This window comes from Streptomyces endophytica (assembly GCF_026153355.1).
GTDB lineage: Bacteria > Actinomycetota > Actinomycetes > Streptomycetales > Streptomycetaceae > Streptomyces > Streptomyces endophytica.
The window spans coordinates 2,299,321-2,314,859 of record NZ_CP110636.1 but is presented as its reverse complement, the minus strand read 5'-3'; the positions used below and the strand labels follow the sequence as shown (position 1 = coordinate 2,314,859).

The window sequence follows — 15,539 nt, the reverse complement described above, 5'->3', positions numbered from 1 at the left end:
AACTATGTTCGTATCTCGTTGGGGTGCACCCTTTCGTCGGTGCGTCCCGGCAGTCAGGGCGGGGAGTCTCCGGGGGGAGACGTCATTACCGGGGGATCACTATGACCATTCAGGGCTCTCAATGGCCGACAGCCGTCGCCATGGCACACGCCACCGACGGCAGCAACGGCACAACACGGCCACAACGGAAACAGCGCTGGGGACAGCGCTGGGAACTGGCAACGGGGTCGGCGGCGGCCTCGGTGCCGGTACGGGCGCGGCGCGGCGGACGGACCACACCGCTGCGGGTCGACGCCCAGCGCAATCTGGAACACGTACTGCGCGCCGCCCGCGAGGTGTTCGGCGAGCTGGGCTACGGCGCGCCCATGGAGGACGTGGCGCGGCGCGCCGGGTCGGGGTCGGCACGGTCTACCGCCGCTTCCCCGAGCAAGGACGTCCTGGTCCGCCGGATAGCCGAGGAGGAGACCTCCCGGCTGACGGACCAGGCGCGTGCGGCGCTGGGGCAGGAGGACGACCCGTGGTCGGCGCTGTCCCGCTTCCTGCGGACGTCGGTCGCCTCGGGCGCCGGACGGCTGCTGCCGCCGGGGATCCTGCGGGTGAGCGCGGAGGCCGACCGGGCGGACGCGGCGGCGGACGGCCTCGGCGAGGCCCGGGTACCGCAGCAGCGGATGGCGCCCGGTCCGGACGGCGGGCCGGCCGACCTGCGGCTGGTCGAGCGGCACGGCCCGAGGACGGCCCGGCGGCCGAACCGGCGCCCGTTGCGGCGGAGACGACGCACGGCGCGGAGGCGCTGCTGGAGGTCGTCGGGCGGCTCGTGGAGCGCGCCCGGGCGGCCGGCGAGCTGCGGCCCGACGTGACGGTCTCGGACGTGCTGCTGGTGATCGCCACGGGCGCGCCCGCGCTGCCCGACCCCGGTCAGCAGCAGGCCGCCTCCGCACGGCTGCTGGAGATCCTGCTGGAGGGTCTGCGCTCGCGGCCCGCACGCTGACGTCGGTGGTCCGGTCCCGGTGGGGCGGCCTGGTGGCCTCGTGCCCCGGAGCCGGCGGGACCGGACCGACGGACCACGGGGGGCGTCTCGCGCTCTCGTGCGCGAGGTGAGCTCGGCCCGCGATCTCGGCCGGCAAAGTGGTCCGTACGGGTTTCCCGCGCCGTATGACCCGATTGCGCCATATGGCCCGTACGGGTGAACGCCCGTGCGGGCGGACGGACGCTCCCCTCGGATGAGTGGTTGACGGACGAGGCCCTGAGGCGCCGCCGCCCGATGTGGCACGCTTTGCGCGGTATTCGGGTGTGACGGCGGCTTCGGGGGCCTCGGCGATGGGTGTTGACGGGCGGGACGAGCAACGCGACGGCGAGACCGGGCCGGGCGGGTCCGGGACGGCGCCGTCCCCTCAGGTGCCCGGGCAGACCGGGCCGTTGGGGACCACCGCGCCGACGGGCGGGCCGGCCGGACGCATGCCCGCGCCGGCGGTCCGGCGGGCGACGGCCCCAGCGTGCCGCCGCAGCGCGACGGGGCCGGCCGGCCGGCGCCGCACGGCCGTCCGGGGGGCTCCCGGGACGCCGCGCGAGGAGCCGGCGAGGCGGATCAATTCCCGCCGTCCGACGACCAGTTGATCGCCGGCATGCGGGCCGGCGACGACAGTGCGTACGAGGAGATGTACCGCCGGCACGCCGACGCGGTCCGGCGCTATGCCCGGCACTGCTGCCGCGACGAGCACACCGCCGAGGACCTGACCGGTGAGGTCTTCGCCCGGACGCTGCAGGCGGTGCGCGGCGGCGCGGGCCCCGGCACCGCGGTCCGCGCCTATCTGCTGACCACCGTCCGCCGGGTCGCCGCCTCCTGGGCGAAGACCGCCCGGCGCGAGCAGCTGGTCGAGGACTTCGCGGTGTTCGCGGTCTCCGCGGACGGTGCGGCGCTGGACGACGGCACCCTGGACCTGGGTGCGGACGTGCGTGCCCTGCACGAGGCCGAGCAGTCGATGGCCGTGCGGGCGTTCCGCAGCCTGCCGGAGCGCTATCAGACCGTGCTGTGGCACACCACGGTCGAGGACGAGTCGCCGAGCGAGGTCGCTCCGTTGCTGGGGCTGACCGCGAACGCCACCGCCGTATTGGCGCACCGGGCCCGCGAGGGCCTCAAGCAGGCGTACCTGCAGGCCCACGTCAGCCAGTCGCTGACCGCCGGCGGGGACTGCGCCCGGTACGCCGACCGGCTCGGCGCGTACGCCGCGGCGGGCTGCGGATGCGGGCCGAACGGGGCCTGCGCGAGCACCTGGACGGCTGCGCCCGGTGCCGTACCGCGGCGCTGGAGGTCGAGCACGTCAACGAGCGGATCGGCGCGGTGCTGCCGGTGGCGGTCATCGGCTGGTTCGCCGCCGGGTACGCCGTGAAGACGGCCGCCGCGGCGGCCGGGGTCGCGGGTGCGGCCGGGGCGGGTGCGGCCGCCGCGGCCACGGGCGGTTCCGGTACGGCGGGCGGCGCGGGTGGTGCGGGCGGCGCCGCCGTGAGTGAGGGGCTCGGCGCCCCGGTCAAGGTCGGCATCGGGGTCGGGGTTGCGGTGGCCGGTGTGACGCTCGCGCTCGCGCTGGCCGGCGGCGGCCCCACGCCGGCGCCGCACCGCGGGCCGAGCCGCAGCGGCCGGCCCCCGCCGCGCCGCGCCATCCGTCGCCCGCCCCGGCGAAGCCGCTGCCACCGGCGGCCGGCGCCGCCCCGACCGCCGAGCCGGCCCCGTCGCACCCGTCGCACCCGTCGGCACCCCACTCGGCACCGTCCCGCCCGGCGCCCACCACTCCGACGCCCACCCCCCATCCGCCCGCACCGACTCCGCCTCCGACGCCCGCGCCCGAGCCGCCCCGGCACCACCCGAAGCCGCCGGAGCCCGCCCCGACCACGTACCAGGTCGCCGCGCTCGACCACGACTTCATGGGCGACGGCAGCCAGCCGGAGGTGCGCACCCTGGGGAGCGGCTGGCTGTGGCAGCGCCGGTCGCCGAAGATCGCCGGGACGACCTACGCACACGGCGCGACCATGCACGCCGGGTCGTCGGTCCTCATCGACCTCAACCGTCCGTGCACCTCCTACGACGCCGTGGTGGGCGTCGACGACCTCAGCATGGGGATCGGCGCCCTGCGCTTCTCCGTATACGCGGACGGCGAGCGGCTCTGGCGGTCCGCGGTGGTCCACGGCGATCAGCGGGCCGTCCCGGTCCACGTCCCCCTGACCGGCCACCGGACCCTGCGCCTCGTCGTCGACCCGGCGACGCCCCTGGACTCGGTGGCCCTGGGCGACTGGGCGGAGGCCCGCATCACCTGCCGCTGAGTCGGCCGGCGGCGCGAGCGACGCCCACGGACGGGCTTCCAGGCGTACGCCCCGGGCGTGCCCCCTTGCGTCCCGCCGTCGCACGCGCGGCCCTGCCCGGCGCACAGGCCGCGCGCCCGGCGTCACGCCTCGCGCCGCCCGCGACCCGGGCGGAACCGGCCCTCCCGGAAGCCCCGCTCAGGGGCGGCCGCGTGCCTACGGGAAGGGGCGGGCACCTACGGAGAGGCGGGCACCGCGAGCGTGCCCGGTGCCCGTCCGCGCAGCGGGCCCCTCAGGACAACCGGGCGCGCGGCACCACTCCGCCCGCGACCGCCTTCTGGCGCGGCGCCTCCGCCCCGGTCCAGCAGCTGCCGCGGCGGGCGACCAGCGGCGCAACCACAGCTCCGTGGCGACGAGTTCCGCCAGCCCGTCCATCGGGAGCGCGGCGCCCTCGGCCGCCGCCCGGAGGGCGGTGCGGACCACCCGCGCCTCGATCAGGCCGGCATCGGCCAGCAGGGGCGCGTCGAAGAGCTGCACCAGGTCGCCGACCGCACCGCGCAGCCCGGCGCGTACCGCCGCGGCGTGGGTGACGTGCGAGGTCGCGCCCCAGCCGGGCGGCAGGTCCCGTACGCCCGCGCCGGCCAGTACGGAGCGCAGGACGGCGGCCCGCGCGCCCGGCTGCACCCGGAGCGTGTCCGGGAGCGCGCGGCAGGCGAGCACCACCTGGTTGTCGAGGAAGGGCGCGTGCAGCCGCTGGCTGCGGACCTCCGCGGCCTGCTCGAAGACCCGGTGGTCGGCGGCCTGCCGGGCCAGCGCCGCGCGGGCCCGCCGCTCACCGGGCGCCCGACCGCGGCCGTTCGGGACGCCGCCTCGCTGAGGCGAACCGATACTTCGGCCAGCGCCTCACCCGTCAGCCAGCGCGCCGCGGGACCGGGACGGCACCAGGTCAGCGCGGCCAGCGAGGCGTCCACCGCCCCGCCGGTCACCGGCTCGTCGGCGAACTGCCGCTCCAGCAGGCGCCGCGCGGCCTCCGTGATGCCCTCCGGATACGGCGTACGGGCGAGCCGCCGCGCGGCCCGGTAGACGGTGAACGGCACCAGGACGGACTGGGCGGACGGGCCGTCCGCCTTGGCGAGTGCGGTGACCGGCCGCAGCAGATGGCGCCGGCGGCGGTCCATGAGCAGGTCGGCGAGCCGGGCGGGGTGGGCGTCGAGGACCTGCCGGGCGCCGTGCCCGACGAAGTGGTCCGCGCTGCCGGCCAGCAGCCGGCGCCGGTGGCGGCTCGCCACCGTCAGGGAGGGCCCGGGCTCGTCCGTGAGCGGGCCGCTGTCGAGGTCGGCATACGGGAGGGCCTCTTCGCCGGCGGCGACGACGACGTGGTGCAGCCGCGGGTTGTCGGCGATGCTGCGGGCCCGCTCCAGTTCGGCGTCGTGGTGGGCCGCGCGCCATTGGTGGCGCGGTCGTTGAAGGTGACGGCCAGCAGGCGTTCCCCGTGGCCGTTGAGGCGTCCGGGGCGGCCGGGCAGACCGGCGGCCAGAAGGGCGAGGGTTCCGGACGCGCTGCCTCCGGAGAGGTCGGCGCCGACGCCCGGGGCCGGCGCGCCGCGGGCCGCACGCCGCTCGGCGGGCCCATGCCGGGCACCGGGCCGGGGTCGAGGCCGTCGAGCCCGTCCGGGTCCGGGGCGTGCCGGGGGACCGCCAGCCGGGCGCGGACGGCCTCGACGAGCGCGTCCCGGACCCCGTCCACCGCCTGTTCCGGCGGGAGTTGGGGTGCGGCGACGGCGAGCGAGGCGGTCGGCTCGTAGGAGGTGATCTCGCTGGCGCCGCCGCGCAGCACCAGGGCGTGGCCGGGCGGGATCCGGCGGACGCCCTCGTACGGGGTGCCGGCGCCGAGCGCCTCGGGGGCGTCGGGGCAGGCCAGCAGCGCGGCGAGGTGGCCGATGTCGAGGCTGCCTCGATCAGGTCGGCGAGCGGCAGCGCGGCGGTGGCGTAGGCGGTGCCGCCCGCCCACGGGGTGTGGAAGACGGGGCGGGCGCCGGCCAGGTCGCCGGTGACGGTGATCCGCCGTCCTACCTGGACGACCGCGGTGTAGCTGCCGGACCAGGCGGTGAGGTGCCGCAGTGCGCCCCCGCGCGCCGCGTACAGGCCGACCCGCAGCTGGTCGTCGGTGGCCCCGCAGATGCCGAAGACGGCGAGCCGGGTCTCGGGGTCGGCCTGGACGACGCGGACCTCGTCCGGCCGCCAGTCGCCGACCGCCCACAGGGGGTCCGGGTCGCCCCAGAGGAGGTGCGCGCCCACGGGGAGGACGGTGCTGCTCCCGACGCCGTCCGGGTCCGCGGCGGACGGCCTCGTGGCGGCACTGCTCCACCCCACCAACCAGCGCATGCCGCCTCCACCCGAATTCCCGCCCGCCAGGGCCAACGGCCGCCCCGTACAGCGGATTGCCAAGCTGTCGCCGAGCTGTCGTGACGGCCGTGCCGCCCGTAGTGGCGACCATGCTGCCATGACAACGGCGTGGCGGAGACGTCGGAGCGGGACGTATACGGGCAGTTCACGGCGGACGGCGGGCGGCGGGCGCGGAGGGTCGACGGCCCACCCGCGGCGCGGCGTGGCGCAACGTGTCGGCAAAACCGACAACTGGTCATCTTGATGTGGTACTTGCTCCGCCGCTGCGCCAACTCGCCCCCGGTAGGCCCCCCGTGTGGCCCCCGGGGCGCCCGCGCGGCGCTCCTCGACGCGCCGCGGCGCGAAATCGTCACCCGTCGGTTTTCGGCCAAAGTCCGTACGGCACAGCGCAGTTGACAACTACGGGCCTCATGTCAACCGGCGGCACGATCCTACGGTGGACGGCCTGCGCGACGGTCCGGGAAGCGGGCTACGCCCCCCGGACCGGACCGTCACCCGCGGGGAATGAGGTGACGGTGTCCCCCAGCCCACTGGATCCAGTGCAGCGGGCCGACCCACGCACCAGCCATGGAAGCGCTCCCGAGGTCGGGCGACCAGCGCGCACGGACAGGCGCACGGGCACACGTACCCGGAGCACATGCCAACTCCCGCACCCCTGTCTGAACATGAATCTCGCCATCCGGGAGACCGACCCTTAACGGTCGGGATCCGGCGAACTACTCTGGGTGGACGCATGCCCCGGGGTAGCGGGGCGGCTGTCGCTGTGTCGAGGGGTGCGCATGTCCAGGGATATACGCGGGCCGAACGAGAAGCTCGGCACCGTTCTCGCCCTCGCGGGTATCAGCAACGCCGGACTGGCCCGCCGGGTCAACGACCTCGGCGCGCAGCGCGGGCTGACGCTTCGTTATGACAAGACGTCGGTGGCGCGATGGGTCTCCAAGGGCATGGTGCCGCAGGGCGCCGCGCCCCATCTGATCGCGTCCGCGATCGGCAGCAAGCTGGGCCGACCGGTGCCGTTGCACGAAATCGGGCTGGCCGACGCGGACCCGGCACCCGAGGTCGGTCTGGCCTTCCCGCGCGATGTGGGCGCCGCGGTGCGCTCGGCGACCGAGCTCTACCGTCTCGATCTGGCCGGGCGGCGGGCGGCGGGGCGGCATCTGGCAGAGCCTGGCCGGATCCTTCGCGGTGAGCGCGTACGCCACGCCCGCCTCGCGCTGGCTGATATCCCGGCCGACAGCTCGGTGGCCCGGGAGGCGGCCGAGGCGCGCGACAAGGACGCCGCGGCGGCCGGCGACGCGGGGATCCCGCAGCATGTGGGCCACAGCGACGTCAGCAAGCTGCGCGAGGCGGCGGAGGACGCGCGCCGCTGGGACTCCAAGTACGGCGGCGGGGACTGGCGTTCGTCCATGGTGCCGGAGTGCCTGCGGGTGGACGCGGCGCCGTTGCTGCTCGCCTCGTACAGCGACGAGGTGGGCCGGGCGCTCTTCGGGGCGACCTCCGAGCTCACCCGGCTCGCGGGGTGGATGGCCTTCGACACCGGCCAGCAGGAGGCCGCGCAGCGCTACTACATCCAGGCGCTGCGGCTCGCCCGGGCGGCCGCCGACGTCCCCTCGGCGGGTACGTCCTCGCCTCGATGTCCCTCCAGGCGACGTACCGCGGCTTCGCCGACGAGGGCGTCGACCTCGCCCAGGCGGCGCTGGAGCGCAACCGCGGTCTGGCCACCGCCCGCACCATGAGCTTCTTCCGACTGGTGGAGGCGCGGGCGCAGGCCAAGGCCGGTGAGGCGCGGGCGTGCGAGGTGGCGCTGAAGGCGTCCGAGGGCTGGCTGGAGCGGTCCCGGAGCGGCGACCCCGACCCGTCGTGGCTGGACTTCTACTCGTACGAGCGGTTCGCCGCCGACGCGGCCGAGTGCTACCGCGACCTGCGGCTGCCCCGCCAGGTGCGCCGCTTCACCGAGCAGGCGCTGTCCCGGCCGACCGAGGAGTTCGTCCGGTCGCACGGCCTGCGACTGGTGGTGTCCGCGGTGGCCGAACTGGAGTCCGGCAATCTGGACGCGGCCTGCGCGGCGGGCGCCCGTGCGGTCGAGGTGGCGGGCCGGATCTCCTCGGCCCGTACGACGGAGTACGTCCGCGATCTGCTGCACCGCCTCGAACCGTACGGCGACGAGCCGCGGGTCGTGGAGCTGCGGGAACGGGCGAGACCCTTGCTGGCGGCGCCGGCGTAGCGAGGCGGGGAGGTTCTTGCCCCGGGCCGGCCGGGCGGCGGGGCCGGCGGGCCGGGGGCCGGGCGGCGGGCCGGCGGGCCGGGCGGTGGTCCGCGACCGGGCCCGCCTCCGGGGTGCCGGTGAACGCACGCCGAGCGGAAATGCCGACGGGATTGTCAGTGCGGGCCGTCATGATGGGATACGTCGTCGGGATGGCGCGCGGGCCCGCGGTGACGGTCGGGCCTGCGGTCATGCGGTTGGGCATGCGGTTGGGGAGGTGCAGTGTCGTCGTACGACTGCGACGTGCTGGTGATCGGCGCCGGCATCATCGGGCTCTCTACGGCGTATGCGATCACGCGCGCCCGCGCCGGGCACGCGCGTCGTGGTGCTGGAGAAGGAGCAGGGCCCGGCCCGGCATCAGACCGGGCGCAACAGCGGAGTGATCCACAGCGGCATCTACTACCCGCCCGGCTCGCTCAAGGCCCGCTTCGCTCTCCAGGGCTCGGCGGAAATGGTGAAATTCTGCACCGAACACGACATTCCGCATGAGGTCACCGGCAAGCTGATCGTCGCCACCGACCGCAGCGAGCTGCCCCGGCTGCACGGCCTGATCCAGCGCGGCCGCGAGCACGGCCTGCCGGTCCGCGAGCTGGGCCCGGCCCAGATAGCGGAGTACGAACCCGAAGTCCGCGGCCTGGCCGCCATCCATGTCGGCACGACCGGCATCTGCGACTTCGGCGCGGTCGCCCGCCGGTTCGGCGCGCTCGCCGCGGACGCCGGCGCCCGGATCGTCTACGGCGCCGAGGTGACGATGATCGGCCGCCGCCCCGGCCGGGTGGCGGTCCGTACGGCCGACGGCACGGTCCACCGCGCCCGCGCCCTGGTCAACTGCGCCGGGCTGCACTGCGACCGGATCGCCCGGCTGGCCGGCGATGCGCCCGGATGCGGATCGTCCCCTTCCGCGGTGAGTACTTCACCCTCGCCCCGGAGCGCGCCGCCCTCGTCCGCGGCCTGGTCTACCCGGTCCCCGACCCCGCCTTCCCGTTCCTCGGCGTCCACCTCACCCGCGGCATCGACGGCGCCGTCCACATCGGCCCGAACGCCGTCCCCGCGCTGGCCCGCGAGGGCTACGACTGGCGCACGGTCCGCCCCGGCGAGCTGGCCGGCACCCTCGCCTACCCCGGCTCCTGGCGGATCGCCCGCCGCCACTGGCGCTACGGCGCCGGCGAACTGCACCGCTCCCTCTCCCGCCGCGCCTTCGCGGACGCGGTCCGTCGCCTCCTCCCGGCAGCCCGCGAGGAGGACCTCCTCCCCTGCCCGGCCGGCGTCCGCGCCCAGGCCGTCCTCCCGACGGCACCCTCGTCGACGACTTCCTCTTCTCCGAATCCCCCGGCATGATCCACGTCCTGAACGCCCCGTCCCCGCCGCCACCGCCTCCCTGCCCATCGGCCGCGAGGTGGCCCGCCGGGCGCTGGGGGTGCTGGAGGCGGCCCGGAGCTAGGGGTGTCCCCCGGACAGAGCGGGGAGGCGTCCGTGGGCTGCGGCGATCCGGAGCCCGCACTGCACCCCCGTAGAATCGAAACCACTGTGTCCGAGAACCGCATCCCCTCCCCCGCCCCCGTGACCGACGCCGTGGCAGCAGACGCTGTGGAAGCCGTGGCCGTGGCCGACGGTCGGCGTGCCGCGCCGGCGCCGCGCCGTGGCGAGCCGATGTTCCCCGACGGCACCGGGCCCGCGGCCGACCCCGCGGGGTCGCACCACGAGCGGCGGATCCGGTCCTTCCAGCCCCGCCGCAGCCGGGTGTCGCCCTCGCAGGCCGACGCGCTGCGCCGGCTGTGGCCGACGTGGGGCCTGGACATCGACGGGCTGTCGCGGCTGGACCTCGACGCGTTCTTCGGCGGCCTGCCGGTCGTGCTGGAGATCGGCTTCGGCATGGGTGAGGCCACCGCGCAGATGGCCGCCGCCGACCCGGCCACCGGCATCCTCGCCTGCGACGTGCACACCCCCGGCCAGGGCAATCTGCTCGGTCTCGCGGAGCGGAACGGCCTGTCCAACATCCGGGTGGCCAACGGCGACGCGATCATCCTGCTGCGCGAAATGCTGGCGCCGGGCTCCCTCGCCGGGTTGCGCGTCTACTTCCCCGACCCGTGGCCCAAGAAGCGTCACCACAAGCGGCGCCTGATCCAGCCGGAGTTCCTCACCCTGGTGACGACCCGGCTCGCGCCCGGCGCGCTGGTGCACTGCGCGACCGACTGGGAGCCGTACGCCGAGCAGATGCTCGACGTGCTCTCCGCCGAGCCGACGCTGGAGAACCTCTACCCCGGCTTCGCGCCACGTCCGGACTTCCGGCCCCTCACCAAGTTCGAGGGCCAGGGCCTGGACAAGGGCCACACCGTCCACGACCTGCTGTTCCGCCGCCGCGGCGCGTAAGACCGCCGCCGCTCGTTACGGTCGAGGGGTGCACCCGCCCGTTCCGCCACCGCCGCAGCCGCGCCGGAGAGCCCTCTGGCGCGGCACGCTCCGCCGTACGAACCGCGACACGAACAACGGCACCCCCCGGGAGACGACCGGGGACACGCCGCGCGACACGACCGCCGATACGCCCCGCGGTGCCGGCCGCGATACGCCTCGTGACCGGACCCGCGGCCGGACGCTCCGCGCCACCGCGCTGATATCCCTGCTCGCGCTCTCCGGCGGGATCATCGTCGGGACGGTCCGCCGGGAGACCGGTACCGAGGGCCTGCTCGTCGGGCTGGGGCTCGCGGTCTTCCCGGTGCCGCTGCTGCTCGCGGCGTTCCGCTGGCTCGACCGCGTCGAGCCGGAACCCCGGCGGAACCTCGCGTTCGCCTTCGCCTGGGGGGCGTGTGCCGCGGCCCTGGTGGCGCTGGTCACCAACGGCTTCGCCACCGACTGGATCGCCGCCAACATCGCGTCCGCCTCGCCCTCCGAGGCCGAGACCTGGGGCGCGACGGCGATCGCCCCGGTCGTCGAGGAGACGGTGAAGGCCGCCGCCGTACTGCTCCTCTACCGCTTCCGCCGGCGCGACTTCGACGGCATCACGGACGGCATCGTCATCGCCGGCATCACCGCCACCGGCTTCGCCTTCACCGAGAACATCGTCTATCTGGGCAACGCCTTCGGCGAGGACCGGTCCATGGGCCACAGCGGCCTGGACTCACTCACCGTGGGCACCTTCTTCGTCCGCATCATCATCTCCCCCTTCGCCCACCCCCTCTTCACCATCCTCACCGGCCTCGCCTTCGGCATAGCCGCCACCCGCTACCCCCGCCGCCGCGCCGCCCGTATCGGCCTCGCCGTCCTCGGCCTGCTCACCGCCGTCCTCCTGCACGCCATCTGGAACGCCGCCTCCTCCCTCGGCGACGCCGGCTTCCTCCTCGTCTACGGGCTCTTCATGGTCCCGGTCTTCCTCGCCCTGACGTCCCTGGCCGTCTGGGCCCGCAAACAGGAGCTCCTCTCCCTCCCCGGCTACCTCGCCCCCTACATCACGGCCGGCTGGCTCACCCCCGCCGAGCCGGACGCCCTGTCCTCCCTCAAGACCCGCGCCCTGGCCCGCGACATCGCCCGCCGCACCCAGGGCCCCGCCGCGGCCCGCGCCGTCACCGCCTACACCACCGCCGCCACCGCCCTCTCCTTCCACCGCCGCCGCGCCCACCTCAGGGGCCCGGACCCGGACTTCACCACCCGCGAGCAGTACCTGCTGCAACGGGTCAGGCATTACCAGAGGTGGGGGCGGCCGGCGTTGACGTGTGCGTTGCGGACTAGCCGCCGTACGGACGGTCCGCCCAACGCGACCGATGCTGACGGATGCAGTCGATCCGTATCTGGTGCTCCTTGACCCGCGTCAGCGCACGCACGAACTTCTGCGTCAGCCCGTCGATCACCTCATAGGCGTCGGTCAGCTGGAGGGCGCCCCGGTCGAAGAGGGCGTGGCAGTTCGGACAGAGGCACAGCACGTTCTCCACCGTGTCGGGCCCGTTGTGCGGCTTGCCCAGGGCCTGGATGTGCGCGGCTTCGCTGATCGCCTCACCCTCAGGTGACACCACCAGCCGCAGTCCGCATGCCTGGCAGGTGTGGTCATACATCCGCTTGACCGCGCGTACGACGGCAGAGTCACGTATGCGTCGTTCGTAGGCGACGGTACGGCGGAATTGCTCTTCCAGGTCCGTCGTCTGCTCACCGTCCGGGGCCACGGGCTGCGGCTTCGGCGATTCGCCGGGTGCCAGCTTGAGGAGCCGGAACTGGCAAATGCGGAAGCCTTCCTTACCGACCGTGGTCCAGCTCTCCGCGACTCGGAACAGGCCGCAGTACTCATAGCCACCCGTGGCCTTCTGCCGCTTGATGTCCAGACCGCGAATGACGCGTACCGGATTCCCCAGCGCCTGGTTCAGCAACAATCCGGCGTTACCGCGCGAGTCCATCGTCTGATCGGCCACCATGCGCTGGGTCGCGCGGTCGCGTCCGCCCTCGCCGGTGTAAGTGATCTCGGACTCCCCGTACTCGTCGTCGAGGTAGCCGCCGGAAAGGACGATGGAATCGACGCCCTGATGAGCGGTTCCGGAGATGCCCAACCCGCTCTGCCGGTGCACGCCTTTCGCATGCAACTCCGCATGACTCGTGAAGTGTTGACCTTCAACGACGCCCGGTGGGGTCCCGAACTTCACGGGGTTCGCCGCGTTCTTCTTCGCCATGCCCGCATACTGCCAACTGCTTGATCGCTACGTCATCGGCCGGTGCGGGAATCCCGGGCGTAGGCTCACAGAAGTTGTCTCTTCTGTGGTTTCTCTGGTGTCTCTTCTGAGGAGTGGAGTGGGCATGACCGGCGTTCCGAGCAGTGTGGTGGCGGCGAGTGGGTTGCTCGGGGGTTATGGGGTGGCTCGGTGGACGAAGAAGCGGCCGTTGGGGGGTGTGGCGTTGGCTGCGGCGGGTGCGGTGGCGGCTCGGGAGTGGCAGCGGAAGGCCGGTGGTAAGACGGCGGCCGCGTTGAGTGGGGCCTATGTGGCGGCGTTCGTGGGGTCGCATCCGTTGGCCAAGAAGATCGGGGCCTGGCCTTCGGTGTTCGCGGTGGCGGGTGGGGTGGCGCTGGCGTCCTGGGCGGTGGTGGACCGGCGGGGGTAGGGCGCCCGGCGGCGTTGCGGTGCGTAGGGAAGGAGCGGAGCCCTGGGGCCCCGCTCCTTCCCTTTGCGGCGGGCCCGTGTCCCGGATTACGCCGACGCCTCGTTCAGGAGGGTGAGTTCGGGGCGGTGAGGGTCAGCTCGGTGACGGCCAGGAGGGGGGCGAGCTGGCCGGTCGTGCGGGCGCTGGCGATCGGGGCGGCGACCGTCGGCTGGGCGGCGAGCCAGGCCAGCGCGACAGTGGCGAGCTCGGCGCCATGGGCGGCGGCGACCGTGTCGAGGGCCTCCAGGACGCGGGGGCCGCGGTCGGTGGACAGGTACTGCGCGGCCTTCCCGGACCGGGCGCTGTCGACCGCGGCACCCGGCCGGTACTTGCCGGTCAGGAAGCCGGAGGCCAGGGCGTAGTACGGCACCGCGGACACGCCGTTGCGGGCGGCCACATCGGCGAGTTCGCCCTCGTACGTGTCGCGGGAGACCAGGTTGTAGTGCGGCTGCAGGGCCACGTACCGGGCCACGCCCTCGCGGTCGGAGAAGGCGAGGGACTCCGCGAGGCGCTGCGCGGAGATGTTGGAGGCGCCGATCTCCCGGACCTTGCCGGCCCGGACGAGGTCGTCCAGGGCGGTCAGGAACTCGCCGACCTCGACCGACTCGTCGTCGTAGTGGGTGTAGTAGAGGTCGATGTAATCCGTGCGGAGACGGGTGAGGGACTCCTCGACCGCGGACTTGATGGTGGCGGCGGACAGCCCCTTGTAGTCGGGGTGCGCGCCGACCTTGGTGGCGATGACGATGTCGTCGCGATGGCCGCGGGAGGCCAGCCAGTTGCCGAGGACCGTCTCGGATTCGCCGCCCTTGTTGCCCGGCACCCAGGCCGAGTACACGTCGGCGGTGTCGATGAAGTTGCCGCCGCCCGCCACGTACGCGTCGAGTACGGCGAACGACTCGGCCTCGTCGGCGGTCCAGCCGAAGACGTTGCCCCCGAGGGAGAGGGGGAGACGGACAGCGAGCCCAGGGCCCTGGGGTGCGGGAATTGTTGCTTGTCGCGCTCATGGTGGGGCAGCGTCGCGGGGCGGGTGGTTATTCCCGCTGACGGAGTTGTTCCCGGTCCTCGGGCATCCCCGTTTCTCGGGCATGTTCGTTACTCGGACATCCCCTTTTCTCGGGCATCCCCGTTCCGCGGACATTCCTGTTCCGCGGACGGCGGCCACCGTCGCACCGTGGCCGCCCGTCCCGCCCCGCCCCGCCTCGCCCGTCAGGTGTTCAGACGTTGACGCCGTGGTCGCGCAGCCAGGGCATCGGGTCTATCGGGTCGCCGGCGCCGGGACGCACCTCCAGGTGGAGGTGGGGGCCGGTGACGTTGCCCGTGGCGCCGACCCGGCCGATGACGTCGCCGGTGCTGACCTTGCCCGAGGTCTTGACCATCGAGGACAGGTGGCAGAACCAGAGCTCGGTGCCGTCGTCGAGGGTCAGGACGATGCGGTAGCCGTACGAACCGGCCCAGCCGGCCTGGGTGATGGTGCCGGAGTGCACCGCCCTCACGGGCGTGCCGGTCGGGGCGGCGAAGTCCTGGCCGGTGTGGTCCGCGACCCAGCGGTCACCGGCCTGCCCGAAGCCCGCGGTGAGGGTGTACGAGGAGACCGGGGTGATGAAGCTCTGCGCCAGTTTCGCGAGGCGTTCGGCCTCCGCCTTCTGGCGGGCCTCCTCCTCGGCCTTGCGCCGGGCCTCGGCCGCCGCCTCCTTCTTGGCGGCCGCGGCCTTCTCGGCGGACTTCAGGTCCGCGGCGGCGTCCGTCGCGGCCTGCTTGATCGCGGCCTGCTCGGCGGCCTCGCGGGCCTCCTGTTCGGCGGCGCCCTGCTGGGTGTCGGCCTGCTGGAGGATGCGGCTGCGCAGCGCCTCGCCGGCGTTCGCGCCGGAGCCCGCGTCCGTGCCCGTGCTCGATCCCGCGTCCGTGTCCCTGCCCGGGCCGGTGAGCGGGTCGGCGGAGGTGGCGGCGGAAGCGGTGTGCGCGCCGCCGTCGTCGTGCGAACCGCCGTCGGATATCAGGTCGCCGACGCCGGGCAGGGAGGCGGCGTCCGGGAGGTGGTCGGCGACCGCGTCGGCCACTCCGCCGAGGTCGGGCATCGAGATCGGCACCGGCGGCCGGCCCTCGGCCGTGGCCATCCCGCCCGCCCCGACCGCCGCGATGACGCCGACGCCCAGGACCGTGCCGCCACGGGCGAGTCCACCGCCGCGCTGCTTGGCCACCCGGTGCTTGCCGCGGACCGGACGGACGGACTCCTCGGTGGGGTTCCATTCCTCCCACTGGCCGTCGGCGTCACCCTTCGTCCTGTCGGCCGTCGCGAAACGGGTGTCGGTGACGAAAGCGGGGTCAGTGACGAAAGCGGGGTCGCCGGAAGCCGCGAAGGCGTGGGGGGCGCCCGACGCGTACGGGGCACCCGGGCCCCGGTCGTCGGACTCGTAGGTGGACGGAGCCTCGGGAGGGGCCTGTTGGACGCCACGGGGGCGCAC

At 74.5% G+C, this 15,539-nt stretch carries 5 protein-coding genes and 6 pseudogenes; 7 read left to right on the top strand and 4 right to left on the bottom strand.

Annotation, left to right across the window (positions count from 1 at the left end):
* Window positions 1-140 precede the first annotated feature (140 nt).
* Together OJ254_RS10430 and OJ254_RS10425 are read left to right on the top strand one after the other, a co-directional pair.
* Window positions 141-988, top strand: a pseudogene (locus OJ254_RS10430) (TetR/AcrR family transcriptional regulator).
* A gap of 505 nt (window positions 989-1,493) precedes the next feature.
* Window positions 1,494-3,315, top strand: a pseudogene (locus OJ254_RS10425) (sigma-70 family RNA polymerase sigma factor).
* A 271-nt stretch (window positions 3,316-3,586) separates the two neighbouring features.
* Here OJ254_RS10425 and OJ254_RS10420 read toward each other — a convergent pair.
* A pseudogene (locus tag OJ254_RS10420) lies at window positions 3,587-5,678 on the bottom strand (asparagine synthase-related protein).
* A gap of 800 nt (window positions 5,679-6,478) precedes the next feature.
* On the opposite strand from OJ254_RS10420, the pseudogene OJ254_RS10415 reads away from it, so the two are divergent.
* The 4 genes and pseudogenes from OJ254_RS10415 to OJ254_RS10400 all read left to right on the top strand — a co-directional run bounded on the left by OJ254_RS10415 (window position 6,479) and on the right by OJ254_RS10400 (window position 11,758).
* Window positions 6,479-7,923: pseudogene (locus OJ254_RS10415) on the top strand (NsdA family TPR-like regulatory protein).
* A gap of 261 nt (window positions 7,924-8,184) precedes the next feature.
* Window positions 8,185-9,403: pseudogene (gene lhgO, locus OJ254_RS10410) on the top strand (L-2-hydroxyglutarate oxidase).
* Window positions 9,404-9,612: 209 nt separating this feature from the next.
* Window positions 9,613-10,332: a tRNA (guanosine(46)-N7)-methyltransferase TrmB gene (gene trmB / locus OJ254_RS10405; RefSeq protein ID WP_423836008.1), complete on the top strand. Its 720-nt coding sequence runs from the start codon at window positions 9,613-9,615 to the stop codon at window positions 10,330-10,332.
* 28 nt (window positions 10,333-10,360) lie between these two features.
* Window positions 10,361-11,758 (top strand): PrsW family intramembrane metalloprotease, encoded by a 1,398-nt coding sequence (locus OJ254_RS10400; RefSeq protein ID WP_265362117.1) that lies wholly within the window; start codon window positions 10,361-10,363, stop codon window positions 11,756-11,758.
* Here OJ254_RS10400 and OJ254_RS10395 read toward each other — a convergent pair.
* Window positions 11,682-12,611, bottom strand: coding sequence for a YDG/SRA domain-containing protein (locus OJ254_RS10395; RefSeq protein ID WP_265362116.1), 930 nt, complete (start codon window positions 12,609-12,611; stop codon window positions 11,682-11,684). The two genes, OJ254_RS10400 and OJ254_RS10395, sit on opposite strands and share 77 nt — an antisense overlap.
* Window positions 12,612-12,735: 124 nt before the next feature.
* On the opposite strand from OJ254_RS10395, the gene OJ254_RS10390 reads away from it, so the two are divergent.
* Window positions 12,736-13,038, top strand: coding sequence for a hypothetical protein (locus tag OJ254_RS10390; RefSeq protein WP_265362115.1), 303 nt, complete (start codon window positions 12,736-12,738; stop codon window positions 13,036-13,038).
* Between the two features lie 86 nt (window positions 13,039-13,124).
* On the opposite strand, the pseudogene OJ254_RS10385 reads toward OJ254_RS10390, so the two are convergent.
* Together OJ254_RS10385 and OJ254_RS10380 are read right to left on the bottom strand one after the other, a co-directional pair.
* Window positions 13,125-14,043 (bottom strand): annotated as a pseudogene (locus OJ254_RS10385) (aldo/keto reductase).
* Window positions 14,044-14,291: 248 nt separating this feature from the next.
* The gene (locus tag OJ254_RS10380; RefSeq protein ID WP_265362114.1) at window positions 14,292-15,539 is read right to left on the bottom strand and encodes a M23 family metallopeptidase; all 1,248 of its coding nucleotides are present in this window, start codon (window positions 15,537-15,539) and stop codon (window positions 14,292-14,294) included.